Here is a 23,682-nt window from a genome sequence, read left to right as displayed (position 1 = left end):
CGCGATCCGGGGTTCCGTGCTCGGACAACCGTCCGGCTACGGTCAGTCGTTGGAGCCGGGGGTGGTCTTGGCGATCTGCATCAGGAACTCGGCGTTGCTCTTGGTCTGCTTCATCTTGTCCAGGAGCAGCTCGATCGCCTGCTGCGAGTCGAGCGCGTGCAGCACCCGGCGCAGCTTCCAGACGATGGCCAACTCCTCGCTGCCGAGCAGGATCTCCTCCTTGCGGGTGCTGGAGGCGTCCACGTCGACGGCCGGGAAGATGCGCTTGTCCGAGAGCTTCCGGTCGAGCTTGAGCTCCATGTTGCCGGTGCCCTTGAACTCCTCGAAGATCACCTCGTCCATGCGCGAGCCGGTCTCGACCAGCGCGGTGGCCAGGATGGTCAGCGAGCCGCCGTTCTCGATGTTGCGCGCGGCACCGAAGAACTTCTTCGGCGGGTACAGCGCGGTCGAGTCGACACCACCGGACAGGATGCGGCCGGAGGCCGGCGCGGCCAGGTTGTAGGCGCGGCCGAGACGGGTGATCGAGTCCAGCAGGATGACCACGTCGTGACCCAGCTCCACCAGGCGCTTGGCGCGCTCGATGGCCAGCTCGGCGACGGTGGTGTGGTCCTCGGCCGGGCGGTCGAAGGTCGAGGAGATGACCTCGCCCTTCACCGACCGCTGCATGTCGGTGACCTCTTCCGGACGCTCGTCGACCAGGACGACCATCAGGTGGCACTCGGGGTTGTTGTGGGTGATCGCGTTGGCGACCGCCTGCAGCACCATGGTCTTGCCGGTCTTCGGCGGCGCGACGATCAGACCGCGCTGGCCCTTGCCGATCGGCGACACCAGGTCGATGATCCGGGTGGTCAGCACGCCCGGGTCGGTCTCCAGGCGCAGCCGCTCCTGCGGGTAGAGCGGGGTGAGCTTGTTGAACTCGGGGCGGCCGCGGCCGCTCTCCGGGTCCATGCCGTTGACGGAGTCCAGCCGCACCATGGCGTTGAACTTCTCGCGGCGCTCGCCGTCCTTGGGCTGGCGCACCGCGCCGGTGATGGCGTCGCCCTTGCGCAGGCCGTTCTTGCGGACCTGGGCGAGCGAGACGTAGACGTCGTTCTGGCCCGGCAGGTAGCCGGAGGTGCGCACGAACGCGTAGTTGTCGAGGATGTCGAGGATGCCCGCGACCGGGATCAGGACGTCGTCCTCGCCGATCTGCGGCTCGGCGGGGCCGGCCTCGAAGCCCTCGCGGCCGCGGCGGCCACGGCGGTCGCGGTAGCGCCCGCGCCGGCCACGGCGGCCGTCGCCGAACTCGTCGTCGTCGTAGCCGCCCTGCTGAACCTGCGGCTGCTGGGCCTGCTGGGTCTGGCGGCCCTGCTGCTCGGCCTGGCCGCCCTGCTGCTGGCCGCCGCCCTGCTGGGACTGGCGGTCGGTGCGGTCGGTGCGGTCGGTGCGCTCGCGGCGGTTGCGGCGGTCGCGGCGCGACTCGCGGCCGTCGGCGTCCTGGGCCTCGCCGGCCTCCTGGCGCTCGGTGCGCTCCGTACGCTCGGGACGGTCGCCGCCCTCGCGGCGCTCACGCCGCTCACGGCGGTCGCGACGGCTCTCGCGGCTGTCCTCGCGGCCCTCGAAGCCGCGGGTCTCGGCCGGGCGGGCCTCGGCCTGCTTCGGCTCGGCGACCGCGACGGTGGCGGCCTCGGCCGGGGTCTCCGCGACCGGGGCGGTGGGCGCGCCGGCGGCCGAGGTGGCCCGGCGGCGGGTGCGCTCGGTACGGGCGGGCGCGGCGGTCTCGGCGGCGGCCTGGACCGGGATCTCGATCTGGGCCTGCGGCTCGGCGGCGGCCGGAGCCTCGGCCGCCTTGGCGGCGGCCTTGGTGCGGCGGGCCGGCTTCTCGGCCGGGGCCTCGGCGTCCGCCTTGGCGGCGGTGCGCTTGGCGGCCGGGGCGGTGCCACCGGCGGCGAGCAGCGGGTCCCCGCCGCTCTTCTCCTTGATGGTCTCGATCAGCTGGCTCTTGCGCATGCGTCCGGTACCGGTGATGCCAAGGTCCGCGGCGAGCTTCTGCAGCTCGGCCAGGACCATGCCGTCCAGGCCCGCGGCGGCGCTGCGGCGGCGCCGGGCCGGGGCAGCGGGGGCGGCGGCTGCGTCCGACGCCTCGGCGTCCGGGCGCGCGCCCATCAGATCGGTGGAGTCGCTCACTAAGGGTCCTTCCCTGGAGCGGACGTCGGCCTGTCTGGCTCGGCGACCGGTTGTGCTGTCCTGACCAACGCTCGACTGCGTCGGTCCGAGGCGGTGATCCCTCGAATGGCGGGAGCCCGTCGAGGGAGAGCTACGTACGAGGTGCGGTGCTTGAAGCACGGTGGTGCTGAGTGGCGCGTGGGCCGGTCGTGTGTCGACCTCCCCTGAGGGCGTAACCCCCACGCTCCCTGCGAATCCCGGGCCCCCGTCGCGTGACGGTGGCCCGCGCTCCGCCCGTCCTGGCCTCAAGGTGGGAGGCCGCGGGTGGGAGTCAGGTGCCGTCACGGCTTCGGGATGCGGCCGCGTGTCGCGCAGGCAGGCTGCGTACGCGCTGCGGTGGGCTCCCGGAGAATCGTCGCCCCGTGCATCGCCGGGACTCCACTGCCGTGGAGTGCTGGGATCGGGACGCGGCGCACCTAGCCCCGGAGGGCACCTGGTGCAGCAATGAGGTTAACACTACCGACCCCCTCAGACATTCCCCAGCCTTGCGCTTGCCAATCGTGTCCGCCGGACCCGGCTCGGCAGGGTGCCGGCGCCGGGTCCCGAACGGCCCGTTCGGGCTGCTCAGACGTCCAGCGGGAGCACGACGGCCCCGGTGCGGTCGACGTCCAGCCGGTGCGCGGCGAACGCCGGGTCGCCGCCGTGGCCGTGGTGCCCGGCGAAGGAGAGCACCTTGTCGGCGCCCGCCTCGTCGGTCAGCGCGAGGACGGTCGGGCCGGCCCCGGAGATGACCGCGGGGACGCCCTCGGCGCGCAGCGCGCCGACCAGGGCGGCGCTGTCCGGCATCGCGGAGGCGCGGTAGTCCTGGTGCAGCCGGTCCTCGGTGGCGGCGAGGAGCAGCTCGGGGCGCCTGGTCAGCGCCTCCACCAGCAGCGCGGAGCGGCCGGCGTTGACGGCCGCGTCGGCCAGCGGGACGGTCCTCGGCAGCAGCCCGCGCGCGGTCTCGGTGAGCACTTCGCCGGCCGGTACGAACACCACCGGGACGACCTGCTCGGACGGCTCCAGCGCGACCGCCTTGGCCGACTCCTCGTCGGTCCAGGCGATGGTGAAGTTGCCGCGCAGGCAGGCCGCGACGTTGTCCGGGTGGCCCTCCAGCTCGGAGGCGAGGGCCAGCAGCGCGTCGTCGTCCAGCGCGGACGGGCCGCCGATGGTCACCGCGCGGGCGGCCACGATGCCGGCGCAGATGGCGGCCGAGGAGGAGCCGAGGCCGCGGCCGTGCGGTATCCGGTTGGCGCAGACCACTTCGAGGCCCCGCGGCTGGCCGCCGAGCCGGTCGAAGGCGGCGCGCATCGAACGGACCAGCAGGTGGCGCTCGTCGCGCGGCAGCGTGTCGGAGCCCTCGCCGGCGATGTCGACGGAGAGGCCGGAGTCGGCGACCCGGACGACGACGTCGTCGTACAGACCCAGCGCGAGCCCGAAGGCGTCGAAGCCCGGGCCGAGGTTGGCGCTGGTCGCGGGAACCCTGACCCGGACGGCGGCGGCACGGAACGCAGGACCGGCCATGCGGTGGACTCTCCTGGGGAAATCGGGCGGCGCGGAGCGCGTCGTCGGTGCGAGGGTGGGGAACGGACCGCGGCCCCTCGGGGGGCGGGCGGTCGCGACGGTCGGCGCGGCCCGGACCCGCCGGGCCCGGGGCATGTGCCACACGGCCGAGGCCAGAGTATCGAAGAGAGGTTCCCCAGCGGTACACCCCGTGGGCCTTCGATCTGGTGTGTTGCCGGTTCTGGCCGGAATGCACACCCCCCTCCGTCAAAGGGAGGGGTGGAAACGGATCGCAATGCGCAGCCCAATTGACACAAAAGTGTCAGTCGGGAACTCCGACGGGCCGACCCCCGAAAGGGTCGGCCCGTCGACGTGCCGGTGCCCGTTACCGGTCGAGCAGTCCGAGGCTGCGGGCGGCCGCCTCCGGGTCGATCGGGACGATCTGCGGCTGCGGCGCGCCGGCCACCGCCCAGTCCGGGTCCTTCAGGCCGTTTCCGGTCACGGTGCAGACGATCCGCTGGCCCGGGTCGACCAGGCCGGCCTCCGCCTTGGCCAGCAGACCGGCCACCGAGGCGGCCGAGGCCGGCTCCACGAAGACGCCCTCCTGCGAGGCCAACAGCCGGTAGGCGGACAGGATCTGACGGTCCGTCACCTTGTCGATGAGGCCGCCGGACTCGTCCCGCGCGGCGAGCGCGAAGTCCCAGGAGGCCGGGTTGCCGATCCGGATCGCGGTGGCGATGGTCTGCGGCTTGAGCACCGGCGCGCCGTCCACGATCGGGGCCGAGCCGGAGGCCTGGAAACCCCACATCCGCGGGGTGCGGGTGGCGAGGCCGTCCGCGGCGTACTCGCGGTAGCCCTTCCAGTACGCGGTGATGTTGCCCGCGTTGCCGACCGGCAGGACGTGGATGTCCGGGGCCTCGCCGAGCATGTCGACGATCTCGAAGGCCGCGGTCTTCTGGCCCTCGATCCGCACCGGGTTGACCGAGTTGACCAGCGCCACCGGGTACTTCTCGGACAGTTCGCGCGCGAGGGTGAGGCAGTCGTCGAAGTTCCCGTCGACCTGCAGGATCCTGGCGCCGTGCACCAGCGCCTGGCCCATCTTGCCGAGGGCGATCTTGCCCTGCGGGACGAGCACCGCGGAGACCATCCCGGCCCGCACCGCGTACGCGGCGGCGGAGGCCGAGGTGTTGCCGGTGGACGCGCAGATGACCGCCTGCGCGCCCTCCTCCTTGGCCTTGGAGATGGCCATCGTCATCCCGCGGTCCTTGAAGGAACCGGTCGGGTTGGCGCCCTCGACCTTGAGGTAGACCTCGCAGCCCGTGCGCTCGGAGAGCACCTGGGCGGGGACCAGGGGCGTGCCGCCCTCCAGCAGGGTGACCACCGGGGTGGCCGCGGTGACCGGCAGGCGGTCCCGGTACTCCTCGATCAGGCCGCGCCACTGGTGGGTGTGCGCGCCTCGGACGACGTTCTCGGCAACGGCGTTCATGGCTGGTTCCTTATTCCCCTTCGACCCTCATGATGCTGGCCACGTCCCGCACGCTGTCCAGCGCGCGGAGCTTGTCGACCGTCGCCGACAGCGCGGCGTCGGTGGCACGGTGGGTGACCACGACGAGCGAGGCGTCGCCGTCGCGGCCCTGCTGGCGCACGGTGTCGATGGACACGCCGTGCTCGGCGAAGACGGACGCGACCTGCGCGAGCACGCCCGCGCGGTCGTCCACGTCCAGGCTGACGTGGTAGCGGGTGACCACCTCGTCCATCGGCTTGGCCGGCAGCCGGGTGTACACCGAGTCACCGGGACCGGTGGCGCCGGCCAGCTTGTTGCGACAGACCGCGACCAGGTCGCCGAGCACCGCGGAGGCGGTCGGCGAACCGCCCGCGCCCGGGCCGTAGAACATCAGCCGGCCGGCCGCCTCGGCCTCGACGAACACCGCGTTGTACGCCTCGCGGACGGAGGCCAGCGGGTGCGACAGCGGGATCATCGCCGGGTGGACCCGCGCGGTGACGGACTCGCCGTCCGCGGCCCGCTCGCAGATCGCGAGCAGCTTGACCACGCAGCCCATCTCCTTGGCGGAGGCGATGTCGGCCGCGGTCACCTCGGTGATGCCCTCGCGGTAGACGTCCGCCGCGGTGACCTTGGTGTGGAAGGCGATGCCGGCCAGGATCGCGGCCTTGGCGGCGGCGTCGAAGCCCTCGACGTCGGCCGTCGGGTCGGCCTCGGCGTAGCCCAGCGCGGTGGCCTCCTCCAGCGCCTCCGAGTAACCGGCGCCGGTGGTGTCCATCTTGTCGAGGATGAAGTTGGTGGTGCCGTTGACGATGCCGAGCACCCGGTTGACCTTGTCGCCCGCGAGGGACTCGCGCAGCGGACGCAGCAGCGGGATCGCGCCCGCCACCGCGGCCTCGTAGTACAGGTCCACCCCGGCCCCGGCGGCCGCGGCGTGCAGCTCGGTGCCGTCCTTGGCGAGCAGCGCCTTGTTGGCGCTGACCACCGAGGCGCCCTGCCCGAAGGCGGACAGGATCAGCGATTTGGACGGCTCGATGCCGCCCACCACCTCGACCACCACGTCGATGTCGCCCCGGTTGACCAGGGCCTCGGCGTCGGTGGTGATCAGGTGCTCGGGGACGCCCGGGCGGGTCCGCCCGGCACGGCGGACCGCGATCCCGGCCAGCTCGACCGGAGCACCGATGCGAGCGGCGAGGTCGTCGGCCGTCGTCGTCATGATGCGCGCCACCTCGGAGCCCACCACACCACAACCCAGCAACGCCACCTTCAGCGGGCGCGTACGCATCATCCGACTCCGCTCTGCATTCATCAGCTTCGGTAATTTCCGGCGGGTTTTCCTGGACCGCCGGAAACTTCGGTCCGTACCAGTCTCCGGGACTTTCCGTACGGATCTACGGTCGTTCCATGATCTGAGACAAGGATTTCGTCATCCGATATCCAGACGCAGGAGATCCTCCTCCGTCTCGCGCCGGACGATCACCCGCGCCGCACCGTCCTTGACGGCGAGCACGGGGGGCTTGAGGGCGTGGTTGTAATTGCTCGCCATCGAACGGCAGTAGGCGCCGGTGGCGGGGACCGCGATCAGGTCGCCGGCGGTCAGGTCGGCCGGCAGGAAGGCGTCCCGGACGACGATGTCGCCGGACTCGCAGTGCTTGCCGACCACCCGCACCAGCATCGGCTCGGCGTCGCTGGTGCGCGACACCAGGGCCACCGAGTACTCGGCGTCGTACAGCGCGGTGCGGATGTTGTCGGACATCCCGCCGTCCACGCTGACGTAGGTGCGCAGGCCCTCCAGCGGCTTGACGGTGCCGACCTCGTACAGCGTGAACGCCGTCGGGCCCACGATCGCCCGGCCCGGCTCCACGCTCAGCCGGGGAGTGTCCAGGTTCGCGGCGGCACACTCGCGGCGGACGATGTCGGCCAGCGCGGCCGCGATCTCGGCCGGCTCGCGCGGGTCGTCATCGCTGGTGTACGCGATGCCGAGGCCGCCGCCGAGGTCGATCTCGGGCAGCTCGACGCCGTGCTCGTCGCGGATCCCGGCCAGCAGGCCGACCACCCGGCGGGCGGCCACCTCGAAGCCGGCCATGTCGAAGATCTGCGAGCCGATGTGCGAGTGGATGCCGCGCAGCTCCAGGCTGTCGTGGCCGAGCACCCGGCGCACCGCCTCGGCGGCCGCGCCCCCGGTGAGGGACAGGCCGAACTTCTGGTCCTCGTGCGCGGTGGCGATGAACTCGTGGGTGTGCGCCTCGACGCCGACGGTGATCCGGATCAGCACCTGCTGGCGCACGCCCTGGCGGGCGGCGATCGCGGCCAGGCGCTCGATCTCGTCGTAGGAGTCGACCACGATGTGCCCGACGCCGGTCTTCACCGCGTGTTCGAGCTCGTCCGCCGACTTGTTGTTGCCGTGCAGCGCGATCCGCCGCGGCGGCATCCCGGCGGCCAGCGCGACCGCCAGCTCGCCCGCGCTGCACACGTCGAGGTTGAGGCCCTCCTCGTGCAGCCAGCGCACGACGGCCTTGGAGAGGAACGCCTTGCCGGCGTAGTAGACGTCCGCCCCGGTGCCGAAGGCGTCCCGCCAGGCGCGCGCCCGGGAGCGGAAGTCCTCCTCGTCCAGCACGTAGGCGGGGGTGCCGAACTCGGCCGCCAGCCGCTTGACGTCGACGCCGCCGACGGTGGCCACGCCCTCGGCGTCGCGGGCGACGGTGCGCGACCAGACCTTGGGGTCGAGCGCGTTCAGATCGGCGGGCGGGGCCTGGTAGTGGCCCTCGGGCAGGACGTCGCCGTGGCGGGGGCCTGCCGGGTGTGCGGAGCGGCTCATCTTCGTAGATCCTTCGAGACCTATGGCGAGGGGCGGCGACGGTCCCCGTTGACCGTCAGCCGCCCCCGCTGTGCGCTTGGGGGTGGTGCCTACATCCGCTCGGGCGCCGTCACGCCCAGGAGCGTGAGGCCGTTGGCGAGCACGGTGCGCGTCGCCTCGACCAGCCAGAGGCGGGCGTGCGTGAGGTCCGTGACCTCGTCGTCGCCCTTGGGCAGGACCGGGCAGTTGTCCCAGAACCGGTGGTACGCGCCGGCCAGTTCCTCCAGGAAACGGGCGATCCGGTGCGGCTCGCGCAGCTCGCCGGCGGCGGCGATGACGCGCGGGAACTCACCGAGCTGACCGAGCAGGTCGGTCTCCCACTCGGTCGCCAGCAGCTCCGGTTTGAAGTCCTCGGACCGCGTGATGCCCATGTCCGCCGCCTTGCGCTGCAGCGAGGACATCCGGGCGTGCGCGTACTGGACGTAGAAGACCCGGTTCTCGTTGGTCTGGCTGGTCAGCAGGTTGATGTCCAGCGTGATCGTCGAGTCCGTGGAGGAGCGCGCCAGGGTGTAGCGGGCGGCGTCCACGCCGATCCACTCGACCACGTCGTCGATCGTGATGATGTTGCCGGCCCGCTTGGACATGCGGACCTCTTCGCCGTCGCGAAGCATCTTCACGAACTGGCCGATCTTCACCTCGATGTTGCGGTTCATGTCGTCGCCCGCGCAGGCCGAGATGGCCTTGAGGCGGTTGACGTAGCCGTGGTGGTCGGCGCCCAGCATGTAGAGCGCGACCTCCGCGCCGCGGTCCCGCTTGGACAGGTAGTACGCGGCGTCGGCGGCGAAGTAGGTCTTGTCGCCGTCGGCCTTGACCAGGACGCGGTCCTTGTCGTCACCGAAGTCGGTGGTGCGCAGGAAGACCGCGTCGTCCTGCTCGAAGACGTGGCCCTGCTCGCGCAGCCGGTCGATGGCCTTCTCGACCGCGCCGGAGTCGTGCAGCGTCTTCTCCGAGAACCACACGTCGAAGTGGGTGCCGAACTCGTCCATCGAGCGCTTGATCTCGGACACCATGAGCTTGAGGCCCTCGGTGCGGAAGACCTGGAGCTGCTCCTCCTCGGAGAGGTCGAGCACGCCCGGGATCGCGTCGGTGAGCGCCTTGGCGATGTCGACGATGTACTCGCCGACGTAGCCGTCCTCGGGCGCCGGGCGACCGTTCGCGGCGGCCTGCAGCGAGGCGGCGAACTTGCCGATCTGCACACCGGCGTCGTTGAGGTAGTACTCGGTGGTGACGTCGGCGCCGGAGGCCCGCAGCACGCGCGCCAGCGAGTCGCCGACGGCGGCCCAGCGGACGCCGCCGATGTGGATCGGGCCGGTCGGGTTGGCGGAGACGAACTCCAGGTTGATCTTCAGGCCGCCGAGGGCGTCGTTGCGGCCGTAGGCCTCGCCCGCCTCGACGACGGTGCGCGCCAGCGCACCGGCGGTGGCGGTGTCCAGGGTGATGTTCAGGAAGCCCGGACCGGCGATGTCGACCTTGGCGACGCCGGTGATCCCTCGCAGTCGCTCGACCAGCAGCTCGGCAATGGCTCGCGGCGGCTTGCCGGCCGCCTTGGCGAGCTGGAGGGCCACGTTCGTCGCGTAGTCGCCGTGGTCCCGGTTCTTGGGCCGGTCGACCGTCACGTGCTCGGGCACGGCGACGGCCAGCTCGCCCGCCTCGACGGCGGAGCTCACTGCGGCCTGGATTGCCTGGGAAAGGTCTGCGGGGGTCACGACGCCAAGCGTAGGCGAGACGGGGTGCCCGCCCGCCACTCGGTTTACCGGTTGAGACGCCGGAGTGCCGTCGTTACGGGGTCTCAGCCGCGCTCGGTGCGCTCTGTTCGCTCAGGGCGAACTGCGGCGGCCCCTTCGCCGGCCTGCTCGCCGCCCTGCTCGCCGGCCTCTTCGCCGGGCGGCCCGCCGGGGTGCCCGGTGAGCCGCATCAGGCGTCGCACCAGGGCCACCAGGTCGGCCGGGTCGAAGGGCTTGCCGAGGTAGCCGTCCACCCCGACCGTCTCCCCCAGGTCGAGGTCCGCCGGGGTGCAGGCGCTCACGATCGCGATCGGCAGCCGACTGGTGTCCGGGGTCGCGCGCAGCCGGGCCGCCGTCCGCAGGCCGTCCAGCCGCGGCATCACCACGTCCAGCGTCACCACGTCCGGCTGCACCCGGCGGATGACCTCCAGGCACTCGGCGCCGTCGGCGGCGGTCACCACCTCGAAGCCTTCGAGCTCCAGGTTGATCCTGATCAGCTGGCGGATCACCTCGCTGTCGTCCACCACGAGGACCCGCCCGGACACTCCCGACACCTCACCGAGGGTATCGGCGGCCCCGCCGCCCCGTCCGGCCTTTGGGCACTTCCGCTCCCCCGCCCGCCGGGGCCGCCGCGACGATCTTCGGGGAAACCCGTGCACGGGCCGCGTCCGAAGCCTGGTAGTGTTCTCCACGTCGGAAGCGCGAGCGACCGACAGGCCAACAGGCCCCCGTAGCTCAGGGGATAGAGCACCGCCCTCCGGAGGCGGGTGCGTAGGTTCGAATCCTACCGGGGGCACTCACGCAGTGATTGCGAGAGTGTAATCAGGGCCCAGATCAGTGGAGTTGATCCACGATCTGGGCCTTTGTCGTGTTCCGGGCCCGGTGGGACCGGACCGGACGGGGCCGGGCCCGGCGCGGAACCGGGCCCGACGGATTCAGGAGGCCGCCGCCTCCGCCTGGGCGTACAGGTCCGCGATGGTGTGGTCGAAGTAGGCGCTGTAGGAGACGTCGTCGGTGTCGCCGCCCTGCTGGTAGCCGCCGATCGCGCCGATCACGTCGCCGGTGGCGGTGTTGATCCAGGGGCCGCCGCTGGTGCCGGACGGGTAGGCCGGGCAGTGCACCACCCGCTGGTAGGCGCTCTGCTGTCCGGTGGTGTTGGTGCACAGCAGGGGCGTCTCGGAGTCGGCGGGGTAGCCGTAGAGCCGGACGGTGGCGTCGAACGGCTCGTCGGCGCCCAGCCGGTTGCCGCCGACCACGTCCTCGACGTTGCGGCCGTTGCTGGGGGCCGTCTCCAGGATCGCGAAGTCCTCGTCCGCGTCGCCCTTCTGGGCCCAGCCGGCGGTGGTGTGGATCGCGGTCACCTGCCAGGTGCCGTACGGGGCGGAGCCGTCGCGGTAGCCGGGCACGAAGGTGACGCCGTCGGTGCCGCCGAGGCAGTGCGCGGCGGTCAGCAGCAGGTTGGCGGTGGCGCTGTGCAGCACGCTGGCGGTGCAGAAGTGGTTGCCGGCCGCCAACGCGCCGCCGAACAGCGCGCCGACGGTCCCGGCTTCACGGTCGCCGGCCGGGGACGGGCCGGTGGTGCCGAGGGCGACGTCGGAGGCGGCGGGAGCGGCGGCGTGGGCGGGGGCGGGGGCGGCCGCGGTGGACGGGTCGACCGGCGGCGGGGCGGCGGTCGGGGTCGCGGGCGCGGGCGCGGAGGACGCGGGGGCCGCGACCTGGGTGGCCGCCGCCGGATCGGTGGCCGGGGCGGGCACGGCGGCGGCACGGGTGCTGCGGGCCGCCTTCCCGGCGGCCGTCGCCTCCGACAGGTCCAGCCCGTGCGTCCCGCTCAGCAGGGCGGCGACCGCCACCGCGGACAGCACGGTGAACAGGGACGGGGCCAGGAGTCTGCGGCGGCGCGACCTCTGGCGGCTGTGCTTGCCCATGCCTGTTTCTCCTGCCGGGGCGATCGGGGGCGGCGTTCGGTCAACGACTATGCCGCCTCAGCCTGGTAGGGGCGTGACCGGCTCCTTGGAGCTCGATGAGAAACCCGCCACCCGGCCGCACCCCCAGGCGTCACGGGCCGGCGAGCACCGCATCCAGTGCGGCGGCTCCGACGAAGGCGGTGTGCGTCCCGGCGGCGGTGCAGGCGAAGGCCCCGGCCACCGTACCGGCCCGGGCGCAGTCCAGCGGCGAACGGCCCTGGAACCAGGCGTACAGGAAGCCCGACACGAAGGCGTCCCCGGCGCCGTTGCTGTCCACCACCGGGCGGCCCGGGTCGACGGCCGGCAGGTGGCGCGGCGCGGGGTCGTCCCGGGTGAGCAGGTGGCAGCCCTCGGCGCCGGCGGTGGCGACGACCACCCGCGCGCGCCCCTCCGCGAGGATCGCGCGCATCACCTCCTCGTGCCGGCCGGGGCAGCCGGCCGCGGAGAGGAAGACCAGGTCGGAGCCGAGCGCGTACCCACGGCGGTACGGGTCGACGCCGTCCCAGTCGTGCAGGTCGGTGGAGGTGGTGCGGCCGAGGCGGTGGAGGTCGCCGTACATGTCCCGGTTGACGCCGGTGATGGACAGGTGGACGTGCCGGCTGCGCTCGGCGTACGGCAGGTAGAGGTCGCGCGGCAGCCGCAGGTCGGCGGGGTGGCGGGCGTCGAAGAAGGAGAACCGGCGGCCGGCCGCGTCCACCAGGTTGACCCCGCGCGGGGTGCCGTGCGGGCTCACCAGGTGCGCGAAGTGCAGGCCGTGGCGCGCGTAGTGGGCGCGGATCAGGTCGCCCTGGGCGTCGTCGCCGAGGAAGTCGATGAACGCGGTGCGCAGACCGAGGTGGTGGGCGCCGAGGGCGACGCCGTTGCCGGTGTGGCCGACGTAGTCCCGCACCGGTTCGACGAGCTGCGAGTCGCCGGGCGGGACTTCCAGCCGCTCGACCCGGACGATGGTGTCCACGCCGGCGCCGCCGACGACGAGCAGGTCGAACTCGGGCCGCGCGGCCCCGGACGGCACGTTCTCGGGCGGCACGTTCTCGGACAGCACGGCGGCGCCTCCTTGATCCCTGGACGGTGGCCAGGAGTCAAGCAGGCGCCGGAGGTTGACTGCAAGATGTTGCTGCAAATTTCAGTCGCTCGACGGCCGCTCCGCTCCGGTCTCCGCCCGCCCCTCGCTCGCGGGGCGGACGTTGGCCCTGACATCGGCCGCGGCCGCCGCCCGCAGGTCCGTCGGACGGCCGTCCACGGCCGGTACGGCCTCGGCCTGTGCCTGTGCCGGTGCCTGTGCCGCGGAGGCGCCGCCCTCGACGGCGGTGGCCTCACCGGGCGCCGGCCGGTGGTTGATCATCAGCACCGCGACCAGCGCGGCCGCCAGCAGGACGCCCATCGCCACCCAGGTCGCGATCACGTAGCCGTGCACCGCGCCCTCGGCCCGCACCGCCGGGTCGGAGGCGATCCGGGTGGCCAGGAAGCTCGCGGTCGCACTCGCGGCGATCGTGTTCAGCAGCGCCGTGCCGACCGAGCCGCCCACCTGCTGGGCCGAGTTGATGGTGGCCGAGGCCGCACCGGTCTCGTTCGGGGCGACCCCGAGGGTGGCCAGGCTCATCGCCGGCATGAACACCAGGCCCATGCCGAAGCCGAGCAGCAGCTCGGCGGGCAGCACCATGCCGGCCCACGGGCTGTCCACCCGCATCTGGGTCAGCCAGGCCATCCCGGCCGCGGCGAGCAGCAGCCCCGGGCCGATCAGGTTCCGGGACGGCACCCTGGTCATCATCCGGGCCGCGACGCCCGTCGAACTCAGCACGATGGCGGCCGTCATGGGCAGGAAGGACAGGCCGGACATGATCGGCGAGAAGTGCTTGATGGCCTGCAGGTAGTAGGTCAGGAACAGGAACAGGCCGAACATGCCGACCATCGCCAGGCCCACCGAGAGCGCGCCGCCGCCGCGGTTGCGGTCCGCGACGATGTGCAGCGGCAGCAGCGGGTGCGCGGTGCGCCGTTCGACCAGCACGAACGCCGCGAGCAGTGCCACGCCCAGGACCAGCGAGCCGATCACCAGGCCGTCGCCCCAGCCGCGGCTCACGGCCTCGGAGGTGCCGTAGACGATCGCCAGCAGGCCGCCGCAGCCGAGCAGTGCCCCGGGCAGGTCCAGCGGCATCCGGCGGCCCTTCCCGACGTGGTCGCGCTTCAGCACGTTGAACGCCGCGAAGGCGGTGGCGACGGCGATCGGCACGTTGACGAACAGGCACCAGCGCCAGTTCAGGTACTCGGTCAGCAGTCCGCCGGCGATGAAGCCGATCGCGGAGCCGCCGGCGGCGATCGCCCCGAAGATGCCGAAGGCCGTACTGCGTTCCCGCGGATCGGAGAAGGTGGTGGAGAGCAGCCCCAGCGCGGAGGGCGCGAGCAGGGCGCCGAACGCCCCCTGGAGGGCACGGGCGCCGAAGAGCATGGCCGGGCCGACCGCCGCGCCGCCGAGGGCGGAGGCGAGGGCGAAGCCCAGCAGGCCGACGGTGAAGACGCGCTTGCGGCCGAAGAGGTCGCCCAGCCGGCCGCCGAGCAGCAGCAGGCCGCCGAAGGCGAGCGTGTAGGCGGTGATCACCCACTGCCGGTTGGCGTCCGAGATGCCCAGGTCCCGCTGGGCGGACGGCAGTGCGATGTTCACGATGGTGATGTCGAGCACGATCATGAGCTGGGCGGTGGCGATGACGGCCAGCGCCCACCAGCGGCGGCGGTCCGCGTCCTCATGACCGGTGACGGTTTGCGCAGTCACTGATCGAGCCTTCCGGAGTGGGGCGGAGAGGTCACGCAGTCGCCTTCCAGCCAAACTCCGCTCCGGACGAATGGCAAGGAAAAACCTCACCAAATCGGACTCGGGGGACAAAAGGACCAGGCCCCCGGGACTCCGGACCGAGTCCTGGGGGCCTGGTTCCCAACCCCGCGGCCACCGCCGGCGCCGCGCCGTACCCGACGCGCGCGCCCGACGGAGCACGACCGTCAGAGCGCCGAGAGCTCCTCGACCAGGTCGTCCAGGCCCAGCGAGCCCTGCGAGAGCGCCGCCATGTGCCAGGCCTTGAGGTCGAACTCCTCGCCGCGCGCCTCGTGCGCCGCCTTCGCCGCCGCCCGTCCGCGCAGCCAGGCGCGCTCGCCGAGCTTGTAGCCGATCGCCTGGCCGGGCAGGCCCAGGTAGCGGACCAGCTCGCTGTCCAGGAACTCGGCGGACAGGCCGCAGTACAGGCCGAAGAACTCCCGGGCGTCCTCCGGGGCGACCGGCTCGCCCGGCTTGTACGGGGAGTCCGCCGGGAAGTCCAGGCCCACGTGCATGCCGATGTCGACGATGACCCGCAGCGCGCGCATCATCTGCGCGTTGAGGTAGCCCAGGCGGTGGCCCGGGTCGGTGAGGTAGCCGAGCTCGTCCATCAGGCGCTCGGCGTACAGCGCCCAGCCCTCCAGGTTGGCGCTCACCCCGCCGAGGCTCACCTGGTAGGTGGAGAGCCGGTCGGCGACGTAGTTCCACTGCGCGAGCTGGAGGTGGTGGCCCGGCACGCCCTCGTGGTACCAGGTGGAGACCAGGTCCCAGACCGGGAAGCGGTCCCGGCCGACCAGCGGCAGCCAGGTCCGCCCGGGGCGGCTGAAGTCCAGCGAGGGCGCGGTGTAGTACGGCGCGGCGGCGCTGCCGGCCGGGGCGATCCTCGACTCGACCCGGGTGACCGGCTCGGCCAGGTCGAAGTGGGTGCCCTGGAGGTCCCGGACGGCCTGGTCCATCAGGCCCTGGAGGTACTCCCGGGCGACCTCGGCGCCCTCGATGGCCGGGCCGTCGGACTCCAGCCACTGCATCGCCGCCAGCGGGCCCGCGCCCGGCAGGACCTTCTCGGCCTCGACCTCCATCTGCGCCAGCAGGTCGTGGAACTCGCTCCACGCCCAGGCGTAGGCCTCGTCCAGGTCCAGGTCGGCACCGGTCCAGTAGCGCACCCAGCGGACGTAGCGCTCCCGGCCCGCGGTGTCCGGAGCACCGGCCGCGGCCGGGCCGTACACGTCGCGCAGCCAGTCGCGCAGCTCGGCCAGCGCCTCGGCGGCGGCCACCGCGTGCTTCGACAGCTCGGGGTGCAGGGCCTCCGGCGCCCCCTGGACGAACTGGCCGAACCAGGCACCGGGCACCCGCTCGTCGGCGGGCGTGTCCTCGCCCAGCCACTCGGCGAACTGCCCGAGCACCGTGGTCACCTGGCGCGGGCCGGACAGCAGGCCGCGCTCGACGCCCTCGGCCAGCGTCCGCCGGTACTGCTCGAACGCCACCGGGATCCTCGCCATGCGGCGGCCGACCACCTGCCACTCGGCCTCGGTGTCCGTCCCCATCAGGGTGAAGGACTCCCGCAGGTCGTGCACCGGGGAGCCCAGGTTGCGCAGCGAGCGGAAGCTCTCCCCGGCCTCGTGGACGGCGAGTTCGGCGGACAGCCGCTCGCGCAGCAGCCGGGCGCAGCGGCGCTCGGCCTCGTCCTCGGCCGCGCCGGCCCGCTCGGCCTCGTCGAGCTTCGCCAGGGTGCGGCGGGCGAGGTCGGCCAGGGCCTCGGGGCCGGCCGGGGAGAGGTCGGGCAGCCGGTCGTCATCGAGGTTGAGGCCGAGGTACACCGCGGTCAGCGGGTCGAGCTCGGCCAGTTCGCGGACGTGGTCGTCGGCGATGCGGCGAGGGGTGGCGCCGTCGGCGGTGATCAGTTCTTCACGCATTCCGACATCATTTCGTGGCGCGGCCGCTTTGCAACCCCTTTGCGAGTGGGGTTCGCCTGCGAAAATCCGTTCGGCGCGACAGGACCGGATCGGCCCGGCGCCCATTACGCTTGGCCGCCATGGAAGCCAGCCCCACCTCGGCAGGTCAGGCGCCCGTCCCGGCCGCGTCCGAGCCGCGTCCGCGCCGCACCGGCTACCGACGGCTGCCGGTCCAGCAGCGGCGCGAGCAGCTGATCACGGTCGCCCTGGAGCTGTTCGCCTCCCGGCCGCCCGAGGAGGTGAGCCTGGACGACGTCGCCGAGGCCGCCGAGGCCTCCCGCCCACTGGTGTACCGCTACTTCGCGGGCGGCAAGCAGCAGTTGTACGAGGCCGCGCTGCGCACCGCGGCGGACGAGCTGACCAGCCGCTTCGCGGTGCCGGTCCGCGGGACGCCGTCCGAGCAGCTGTCGGCGGTGCTGGACGGCTACTTCGCCTTCGTGGCCGAGCACGACGCAGGCTACTCGGCGCTGCTGCGCGGCGGTTCGGTGGTGGAGACGGCCCGCACCTCGGCGATCGTGGACGACGTCCGGCGGGCGGCGCTGCGGCGCACGCTGCGGCACCTGGGCGTGCGGGAGGCCGGGCCGCGGCTGACGCTGCTGGTGCGCTCGTGGATCGCGGTGGTCGAGGGCGCGTCGCTGAGCTGGCTGGACGAGGGGCGCGCGCTGCCGGTGACGGAGCTGCGCGACTGGCTGGTGGACCAGTTCACCGCGATGGCCGCGGCGACGGCGCTGCACGACCCGCAGACGGCCGAGGTGCTGGCGGGGGTGCTCGCGCTGGAGGGGCCGCGGCCGCAGCGGGCGGCGGAGCGGCTGCGGGCGGTCCTGGGCGGCGCTTCGTAGCTCGCGGTTCCGGGGCCGGGCGCCCTCTCCGCTCCAGGGCCGCACGGCTTCGGGGCCGCACGACTTCGCGGCCGCGGGTCGCGGCGGCCCTCCCGACCCCCGTGCCAAGGGTCGGGCGGCCACGCCTAGGCCTTGCCGAGCACCTGGCGCTGGCGGCCGAGCCCGTCGATCTCGATCTCGACCACGTCGCCCGGGGCGAGGAACGGCGTGCCGGGTCGGCCCAGGGTGACCCCGGCCGGGGTGCCGGTGATGATCACGTCGCCGGGCTCCAGCACCATGAACCGGCTCGCGTAGCGGACCAGTTCGAGCACCGGGAAGACCATCTCCGCGGTGCTGCCGTGCTGCCGCTGCTCACCGTTGACCCAGAGCCGCAGGGTCAGCGCCTGCGGGTCGGCCACCTCGTCGGCGGTGACCAGCCAGGGCCCGAGCGGGGTGAAGGTCTCCGCCGACTTGCCCTTGTCCCACTGGCCGCCGCGCTCGAACTGGAAGGCCCGCTCGGTGACGTCGTTGGCGATCGTGTAGCCGGCGATCACCCCGGCCGCCTCGGCGTGCGAGTCCAGGTAGCGGGCGGTGCGGCCGATCACGACGGCCAGTTCGGCCTCGTAGTCGGTCTTCTCGCCGCCGCGCGGCACCAGCACCTCGTCGTACGGGCCGACCACGGTGGAGCTCGGCTTGAGGAAGATCACCGGCTCGGCCGGGATCGCGGCCCCGGCCTCGGCCGCGTGGTCGCGGTAGTTGAGCCCGATACCGACCACCTTGCCCGGCCGGGCCACCGGTGCGCCCACCCGCAGGCCGTCGAGGTCCACCACCGGCAGGAGGCCGGAGGCCGCCTCCCGGGCCAGCGCGGCCGGGTCCAGCCCGGCCAGGAAGGCCCCGTCGAGGTCGCGGGCCCGCCCCGAGAGGTCGTACGCGGTGCCGTCCTCGCCCAGGACGACCGGGCGCTCGGCGCCCGCGGGTCCGACGCGCAGGAGCTTCATCGATCCGTCACCAGCCTTTCGTCGCAGCTCACCGGGGCGGCGCGGACGCCGCTCCCGTGTCCGGCAACGAGGTATACCAACGCGTACGGGTCGCGGACCAGACCGTCCCGATGGGCGAAATCCTCCCGGTTCCCGCCCGGGCCGCGGCCCGGGCTCGGCGGCCCGCACGGTTGACACCCGGCGGGCGTCCGGCCCACGGGCCGGCGGTGGCTCCGGGCCGCGCGGGACGCCTCAGTCGCCCGGCGCATCGCCGAGCAGCACCCCCAGGCTCAGCGCCCGCGCCCGGCCCGGGCCGAGCCGGGCGGCCTCCCGCTGCCAGTGCGCGAGGTCGCGCCGCGCGTCCGCCCGGGCCTCCGGGGTGGCGCCGGGCACCTGGGCCAGCTCGTCCAGCAGCGCGACGGCGGCGCCCGGGCTGCCGTCCCGGGCCAGCCAGAGGGCCAGGTCGTGGCAGGTGCGCAGGGTGCGCGGGTCGTCCGGTCCGCAGATCCGGGCGAAGTCGGGCACGAGCGCGGTGAGGATCTCGACCGCCTCCGCCGACTCGCCGGCCTCGCCGTGCCGCCAGGCCCGGTCGGCCCGCCGGCGCAGCTGCTCCGGGCTGGGGTCGTCCGGGCGCAGCATTCCGGGCCGGACGACGCGCAGCCGCTCCAGCACCTCGGCGGCTCCGGCGGGCCGCTGCTCGGGCCGCTTGGCGAGCAGTTCGGCGATCAGCGCGCCCAGCGCGGGGTCCTTGCTGCGGACCCGGGACGGGACCTCCTCCAGGTGCCGGTACATGTACTCGGCGGCCGAGGCGGCGCGGAACGGGCGCGCGCCGGTGCAGACCTCGTACAGCATGATGCCGAGCGCGTAGAGGTCGGCCCGGCCGTCCACCACGCCGCCGGACCAGCACTCGGGCGCCAGGTACGGGACGGTGCCGACCACGTTGCCGGTGGAGGTGAGCCGGACGGTCTGGGTGACCAGTCGGGCGATGCCGAAGTCCAGGACCTTGGCCCGCTCCCCGTCCTGCGCGATCATCACGTTCTCGGGCTTGATGTCCCGGTGGACGATCCCCGAGCGGTGCGCGGCGTCCAGCGCCTTGCACACGTGCCGTATCCAGCGCAGCGCCTGCTTGTGGTCCGGCCGGCCGTCCTTGAGCACCTCGGACAGCGCCCGGCCGCGGACCAGCTCCATCACCAGGTACGGGATCTTCCCGGAGGCGGTCTCCGTCCACCCGTAGTCGTAGACGGTCACGATGTGCGGGTTGTTGAGGCCGCCGGCCGTCCGGGCCTCGCGGACGAACCGGCTGACCGCCTCCCGGTCGGTGGCGTGCTCGGCGAGCAGCACCTTGACCGCGACCTCCCGGTCGATGGTCGTGTCGGTGGCCCGCCAGACCACGCCGAACCCGCCCCTGCCCAGCTTCTGCTCCAGCCGGAAGCGACCGCCGAGCACCTCGCCCTTCTCCATGCCCTCCCCCAACTCGACCGCGCCCGCCCGGCATTCGCCGTCGGGAGGGGGTCACCATAGCGGCGGGCGGGAAAGAACGGGTGAACGTCCCCGGCCGGCCCTCCTACGGCTTGGGCCTGGGCAGCCCGGGCGGGTTGATCTCCGACTTCGGCACGGCCTCGTTGTCCAGGCCCCAGCGCTTGAGCACCTGCCCGTACGTGCCGTTGCGGATCAGTTCGTCGATCGCCCCGTTCAGCGCCTTGACCAGGCCGTTGTCCTTCCGGGTGGTCGCCGCGATCTTGCCGAGGACGTCCGCGCCGCCGCCCGAGTAGGTGCCGACGACCTCGGTCTCACCGGTCTGCACGGCGTGGAAGGCCAGGCTGGGGTTGGGGCCGGTGTAGACCTCGATCCGGCCGGAGGCGAGCGCCAGGTAGTACTCGGTGCCCTGGAAGTACTTGATGTCGATCGGCTTGAGCCCGTTCCTGACGTTCTCCTCGCTCCAGGAGACCAGCAGCTTCTCCTGGTTGGTGCCGGTGGCGACGCCGACCGCCCTGCCCGCGAGGTCCTTGGGGCCGGTGACCTTGAGGCCGCCGCCCTTCTTCGCCTCGAAGCCCAGGACGTCCAGCCGGTAGGTGGCGAAGTCGTACTTCTCCTTGCGCGCCTCGGTGACGGTGATGTTGGAGACGCCGACGTCGTACTTGCCGCTGTCCAGACCGACGAAGATGTTCTCCCAGGAGACCGGGTTGAACTCGACCTTGAGGCCCAGCACGTTGCCGATCAGGGAGGCGAGGTCCGGCTCGACGCCGATGATCGTCCTGTCGTCGTTGGCGTAGAAGTCCAGCGGCGGGGTGGTGCCGATCGAGTCGACGACGGTCAGCGTCCCCTTCTTCCTGATCTCCTCCGGGACCAGCGCGGCGATCGCGTCGACTTTGGGCGTGGTGACCCGGTTCTGGTCCGGCGAGAGGTTCACCACCGTGCCGTCCGGCGCGGTGCTGCCCCTGGCCGGGGCGAGTTCCGCCGACGCGCCCGTGGCGGAGCCGCCGCAGCCGGCCAGGGCGAGGGCGGCGGCGAGCGCGCCGGCGGCGGTCACGAGGGCGCGACGGGGTAGGGACATGGCGGAACTCCTGCTCGGTGAAGGGGGGTTGGGGGGGAGGGAGGGTCAGAGGACCTTGGCCAGGAAGGCCCGGGTGCGCTCGTGCCGGGGCCGGTCCAGGACCTCGGCGGGCGGGCCCTGCTCGACCACCACGCCGCCGTCCATGAAGACCACGGTGTCGGCGACCTCGCGGGCGAAGCCGATCTCGTGGGTGACCACGATCATCGTGGTGCCGCTGCGGGCGAGGTCCTTGATGACGTCCAGCACCTCGCCGACCAGCTCCGGGTCGAGTGCCGAGGTGGGCTCGTCGAACAGCAGCACCTTGGGCTCCAGCGCCAGCGCCCGGGCGATCGCCACCCGCTGCTGCTGCCCGCCGGACAGCTGCCGGGGGTAGGCGGTGGCCTTGTCGGCCAGCCCGACCCGCTCCAGCAGCGCCAGCGCCGCCGCCCTGGCCCCGGCCTTCGGGCGGCGCAGCGCGGCGACCGGCGCCTCGACCAGGTTCTCCAGCACGGTGAGGTGCGGGAACAGGTTGAAGTTCTGGAACACGAAGCCGATGCCGGTGCGCTGGCGCAGCACCTCGCGCTCCTTGAGCTCGTACAGCCGGTCGCCGGAGCGGCGGTAGCCGATCAGCTCGCCGTCGATGGCGACGTGGCCGCGGTCCAGCTTCTCCAGGTGGTTGATCGCCCGCAGCAGGGTGGACTTGCCGGAGCCGGACGGGCCGAGCACCACGGTCACCGAGCCGGCCGGGACGTCCAGGTCGACCCCGCGCAGCACCTCCAGCCGGCCGAAGCTCTTGTGCAGGCCGCGGACCCGCACCATCGGGGCGGCCGGGGCCGGGCCGGGAGGGTTCGGATCGGGCTTCGTCAGCGTGGTCACGACTGTCCTCCGGGGGTACGGGCGGCGGCGGGCCGGGTGCGGTCCGGCAGGTTCCGGGCGAAGGCCCGGACGCGCTGCCACGGGGTGGGCGGCGGGGTGCGCTCGGCGCCGCGGGCGAAGTGGCGCTCGACGTAGTACTGGCCGATCGAGAGGGCGGTGGTCAGCAGCACGTACCAGACGGTGGCGACCATCAGCAGCGGCACCACCCGGCCGGTTCGGCCGTAGACCACCTGGGCCTGGTAGAAGAGTTCGCCGATCGCCATCACGTAGACCACCGAGGTGCCCTTGAGCAGGGAGATCACCTCGTTGGCGGCGGCCGGGAGGATGCCGCGCATCGCCTGCGGCAGCACGATCCGCCGGCCCTGCCGCCAGCGCGGGATGCCGAGCGCGGCGGCGGCCTCCCGCTGGCCGGCGTCCACCGCGATGATGCCGCCGCGGATGATCTCGGCGGCGAACGCGGCCTGGTGCAGCCCCAGGCCGAGCACCGCCGCGCCGAGCGCGCCGAGCACCCCGACCGTCTCGACCTCGCCGAAGGTCGGGCCGAACGGGATGCCGATCCCGAACCGCTTGTACAGGTAGGAGAGGTTGAACCAGAACACCAGCTGGACGATCAGCGGGATCGAGCGGAACACCCACACGTAGGCCCAGGCGATGGAGCGCAGGATCGCGCTGCGGGACAGCCGCATCGCGGCTACCGCAGTGCCCAGCACGAAGCCCAGCACCGTGCCGTAGGCGGTGAGTTCGAGGGTCCGTCCGATCGCCCGGAGGATGGTGTCGGCGGTGAAGTAGAGCCGGAACGTGGCCCAGTCCCAGCCGGGGTTGGTGGCCAGGCCGTGGGCGAACTGGGCGAGCACGACCAGCGCGGCGATCCCGGCGGCCCAGCGCCAGGGGTGGCGGGCGGGCACGGTCCGCAGACCGGCCAGTGCGTCGAGGTCGAGGTCGGGTGCGGGAGCGGAGTCGGCCGGGGGCGGGGCCGGCCGGGTCCCGGTGGTGACGGTGGTGACGGTGGTGGTGACGGTCATCGGAGGTCTCCTCGGTGGCCGGCGCTCAGGCGTGCTCGGGCGGGCTGATCCGCGATTCCTCGATCGCCGACTCGGCGACCCCCCACTTGCGCAGGATCCGCTCGTACGTCCCGTCCTTGATCAGCTGGTTGACCGCCGCCTGGAGGGCCGGGGCGAGCTTCGAGCCCTTCTTCAGGGCGAAGCCGACGTCGAGCCGGTGGAACTCGTTGAGGAAGCGGGTCCCGGAGGCCTCCTGCGCGGCCTGGTGGCGCAGGCCGTTGATGGTGGACATCTCGATGTCCACCCGGCCCTGCTGGAGGCTGGTCAGCAGGGCGCCGCTCTCGCTGAACGCCTTGACCTCGTACGGCTTCTTCCCGGCGTCGGCGCAGACGTTCTTCCGGCTGTTGAGGGTGGTCTCGAAGGTGGTGCCGGCGCCGGTGCCGATGGTCAGTCCGCACAGCTGGACCAGGTCGGTGACCGGCTGGACCGCGGTGTTGTCCTTCCTCACCGCGAAGCCCTGGCCGTCGTCGATGTAGGTGACGAAGTCGATGGTCCTCAGCCGGGCCGCGGTGACCCCGAAGTTGCCGGTGCCGACGTCGTACTTCCCGCTGTCCAGGGCGGGCAGGATGGTCTCGAAGGCGGCCTGCTCGCGCTGCACGGTCAGGCCGAGCAGCCTGGCCACCGCGTCGGTGAAGTCCACGTCGATCCCGGCCGGCTTCCTGTCGGCCTGGTCGGTGTAGAACGCGCTGGGCGGCGCACCGAAGGCCGAGCCGAACTTCAGCGTGCCGGCCCTGCGGACCTCCTCGGGCAGCAGCGCGGCGGCGGACTCCGAGGTCCTGAGGCCGGAGACGAGGTCCTCGGTGGCGGTGGCGGCCGGACCGCCCGCCGCCGCGCCCGCGATCTTCGGGTCCGAACCGCAGGCGGCCAGGGCCAGGACCGGCAGCAGGACGGCGGTCGCGAGCAGGCGGCGGCGGACGGTGGTGGTTCTCACG

18 protein-coding genes and 1 tRNA gene are annotated in these 23,682 nt (G+C 73.1%); 2 read left to right on the top strand and 17 right to left on the bottom strand.

Annotated elements, in window-relative coordinates; translation table 11 throughout:
* Positions 1 to 42: 42 nt before the first annotated feature.
* From rho to ACFVUY_RS14625, 7 genes are all read right to left on the bottom strand, one after another.
* On the bottom strand, positions 43 to 2,166 hold the full coding sequence (gene rho / locus ACFVUY_RS14655) for a transcription termination factor Rho (RefSeq protein ID WP_387729970.1): 2,124 nt from the start codon (positions 2,164 to 2,166) through the stop codon (positions 43 to 45).
* 603 nt (positions 2,167 to 2,769) lie between these two features.
* Complete coding sequence (gene thrB / locus ACFVUY_RS14650) at positions 2,770 to 3,708, bottom strand: homoserine kinase (protein ID WP_359899979.1); 939 nt, start codon at positions 3,706 to 3,708, stop codon at positions 2,770 to 2,772.
* A gap of 364 nt (positions 3,709 to 4,072) precedes the next feature.
* Positions 4,073 to 5,173 (bottom strand): threonine synthase, encoded by a 1,101-nt coding sequence (gene thrC / locus ACFVUY_RS14645; protein ID WP_387690904.1) that lies wholly within the window; start codon positions 5,171 to 5,173, stop codon positions 4,073 to 4,075.
* A gap of 10 nt (positions 5,174 to 5,183) precedes the next feature.
* The gene (locus ACFVUY_RS14640; RefSeq protein WP_359899981.1) at positions 5,184 to 6,476 is read right to left on the bottom strand and encodes a homoserine dehydrogenase; all 1,293 of its coding nucleotides are present in this window, start codon (positions 6,474 to 6,476) and stop codon (positions 5,184 to 5,186) included.
* Between the two features lie 138 nt (positions 6,477 to 6,614).
* A complete protein-coding gene (gene lysA, locus ACFVUY_RS14635; RefSeq protein WP_387729968.1) occupies positions 6,615 to 8,006 on the bottom strand; it encodes a diaminopimelate decarboxylase in 1,392 nt (463 codons plus the stop codon).
* An 89-nt stretch (positions 8,007 to 8,095) separates the two neighbouring features.
* Positions 8,096 to 9,751: an arginine--tRNA ligase gene (argS, locus tag ACFVUY_RS14630; protein ID WP_387729966.1), complete on the bottom strand. Its 1,656-nt coding sequence runs from the start codon at positions 9,749 to 9,751 to the stop codon at positions 8,096 to 8,098.
* An 83-nt stretch (positions 9,752 to 9,834) separates the two neighbouring features.
* The gene (locus tag ACFVUY_RS14625; protein WP_387729964.1) at positions 9,835 to 10,323 is read right to left on the bottom strand and encodes a response regulator; all 489 of its coding nucleotides are present in this window, start codon (positions 10,321 to 10,323) and stop codon (positions 9,835 to 9,837) included.
* Positions 10,324 to 10,493: 170 nt separating this feature from the next.
* On the opposite strand from ACFVUY_RS14625, the gene ACFVUY_RS14620 reads away from it, so the two are divergent.
* Positions 10,494 to 10,565, top strand: a tRNA-Arg gene (locus ACFVUY_RS14620).
* A gap of 139 nt (positions 10,566 to 10,704) precedes the next feature.
* Here ACFVUY_RS14620 and ACFVUY_RS14615 read toward each other — a convergent pair.
* The 4 genes from ACFVUY_RS14615 to ACFVUY_RS14600 all read right to left on the bottom strand — a co-directional run bounded on the left by ACFVUY_RS14615 (position 10,705) and on the right by ACFVUY_RS14600 (position 16,446).
* A complete protein-coding gene (locus ACFVUY_RS14615) occupies positions 10,705 to 11,694 on the bottom strand; it encodes a trypsin-like serine peptidase (RefSeq protein ID WP_387729962.1) in 990 nt (329 codons plus the stop codon).
* 130 nt (positions 11,695 to 11,824) lie between these two features.
* Positions 11,825 to 12,775 carry a carbohydrate kinase family protein gene (locus tag ACFVUY_RS14610; RefSeq protein ID WP_387729960.1) on the bottom strand — a complete coding sequence of 317 codons (951 nt, stop codon included), beginning with the start codon at positions 12,773 to 12,775 and terminating at the stop codon, positions 11,825 to 11,827.
* Between the two features lie 81 nt (positions 12,776 to 12,856).
* On the bottom strand, positions 12,857 to 14,497 hold the full coding sequence (locus ACFVUY_RS14605) for an MFS transporter (RefSeq protein ID WP_387729958.1): 1,641 nt from the start codon (positions 14,495 to 14,497) through the stop codon (positions 12,857 to 12,859).
* A gap of 224 nt (positions 14,498 to 14,721) precedes the next feature.
* Entirely contained in the window at positions 14,722 to 16,446 is a 1,725-nt protein-coding gene (locus ACFVUY_RS14600) for a DUF885 domain-containing protein (RefSeq protein WP_387729956.1), read from the bottom strand.
* A gap of 119 nt (positions 16,447 to 16,565) precedes the next feature.
* On the opposite strand from ACFVUY_RS14600, the gene ACFVUY_RS14595 reads away from it, so the two are divergent.
* Positions 16,566 to 17,324 (top strand): TetR/AcrR family transcriptional regulator, encoded by a 759-nt coding sequence (locus ACFVUY_RS14595; RefSeq protein ID WP_387729954.1) that lies wholly within the window; start codon positions 16,566 to 16,568, stop codon positions 17,322 to 17,324.
* 125 nt (positions 17,325 to 17,449) lie between these two features.
* On the opposite strand, the gene ACFVUY_RS14590 is transcribed toward ACFVUY_RS14595, so the two are convergent.
* From ACFVUY_RS14590 to ACFVUY_RS14565, 6 genes are all read right to left on the bottom strand, one after another.
* Positions 17,450 to 18,301 carry a fumarylacetoacetate hydrolase family protein gene (locus tag ACFVUY_RS14590; RefSeq protein WP_359899997.1) on the bottom strand — a complete coding sequence of 284 codons (852 nt, stop codon included), beginning with the start codon at positions 18,299 to 18,301 and terminating at the stop codon, positions 17,450 to 17,452.
* 231 nt (positions 18,302 to 18,532) lie between these two features.
* Positions 18,533 to 19,741 (bottom strand): protein kinase, encoded by a 1,209-nt coding sequence (locus tag ACFVUY_RS14585; RefSeq protein ID WP_387690919.1) that lies wholly within the window; start codon positions 19,739 to 19,741, stop codon positions 18,533 to 18,535.
* Positions 19,742 to 19,844: 103 nt separating this feature from the next.
* Complete coding sequence (locus tag ACFVUY_RS14580; protein ID WP_387690921.1) at positions 19,845 to 20,834, bottom strand: ABC transporter substrate-binding protein; 990 nt, start codon at positions 20,832 to 20,834, stop codon at positions 19,845 to 19,847.
* A 45-nt stretch (positions 20,835 to 20,879) separates the two neighbouring features.
* On the bottom strand, positions 20,880 to 21,632 hold the full coding sequence (locus ACFVUY_RS14575) for an amino acid ABC transporter ATP-binding protein (RefSeq protein WP_387730071.1): 753 nt from the start codon (positions 21,630 to 21,632) through the stop codon (positions 20,880 to 20,882).
* A 53-nt stretch (positions 21,633 to 21,685) separates the two neighbouring features.
* Entirely contained in the window at positions 21,686 to 22,711 is a 1,026-nt protein-coding gene (locus tag ACFVUY_RS14570; protein WP_387729951.1) for an amino acid ABC transporter permease, read from the bottom strand.
* A gap of 25 nt (positions 22,712 to 22,736) precedes the next feature.
* Positions 22,737 to 23,681: an ABC transporter substrate-binding protein gene (locus tag ACFVUY_RS14565; protein ID WP_387729949.1), complete on the bottom strand. Its 945-nt coding sequence runs from the start codon at positions 23,679 to 23,681 to the stop codon at positions 22,737 to 22,739.
* Position 23,682: the final 1 nt, after the last annotated feature.

The organism is Kitasatospora sp. NPDC058063 (assembly GCF_042885395.1).
Classification (GTDB): domain Bacteria; phylum Actinomycetota; class Actinomycetes; order Streptomycetales; family Streptomycetaceae; genus Kitasatospora; species Kitasatospora lactacystinica.
This window is presented reverse-complemented; position numbering and strand designations above follow the sequence as displayed.